This is a genomic window from Rahnella sp. P4_A8, assembly GCF_056402435.1.
This window is the reverse complement of record NZ_JBFUHK010000299.1, coordinates 1-860: the sequence shown is the minus strand read 5'-3', so window position 1 is coordinate 860 and position 860 is coordinate 1. Positions and strand designations below refer to the sequence as shown.

1 pseudogene is annotated in these 860 nt (G+C 49.2%); it reads right to left on the bottom strand.

From position 1 onward, the window contains the following. Positions 1–860: pseudogene (locus AC1DUO_RS25570) on the bottom strand (lysine decarboxylase LdcC); the annotation flags it as partial.

Sequence of the window (860 nt, the reverse complement as noted above, 5' to 3'; positions counted from 1 at the left end):
GTGACGAACGATCAGTTTGTGGATCCCCTGCGCCAGATCCTGAATCCGCATATTGCGATAAAAATCAGGATCTTCCGCATACAGATCAGGCAGCATATTCTTGACCCGCAAATTGAGATCATAACTGCGCTTAAAATCAGTCAGGCCGCGCATCAGACTCATGGATTTGGTTTTATCAATGCCGATACTGAACAGGAAAAGCAGATTGTACGGACCGGTTTTTTCTACCACCACGCCGCGCTCATCGAGGAATTTCGCCACTAACGCCGCCGGGATCCCCTGTTCTTCCAGCTTACCCGTTTCATCCATTCCGGGTGTCAGGATCGTCACTTTGATCGGATCAAGATACATATGATCGGTATCGGCGTTGGCAAAACCGTGCCAGTTTTGATCGGGATTCAGCGGCCAGCACTCGGCTTCATCAATATATTCAGGCTGCCAGATATCAAAGAACCAGCCCTCGGTTTCTTCCCGCAACCGCTGTATCTCCTTACGGAAATGCAGCGCGCGTTCAACCGAGCGGTTAATGAGACGCCGTCCGGGGTTACCGCGCAACATCGCCGCGGCAGTTTCTGCAGAAGCCACAATGCCGTAATTTGGCGATGTTGTGGTGTGCATCATATAGGCTTCATTAAAGGTACTTTCGTTGTAATCACCCTTAATGTGAATCATCGATGCCTGTGAGAAAGCTGCCAGTAGTTTGTGCGTTGATTGCGTTTCGTAAATGACTTTTCCGGGAATGCGCTCGCCGCTCATTCCGCTTTTACCGTCATAAATCGGATGGAAATTAGTGTATGGCACCCATGCAGAATCGAAATGAATCGACGGAACATCCAGTGTGTTTTTGATGTAATCCGTGT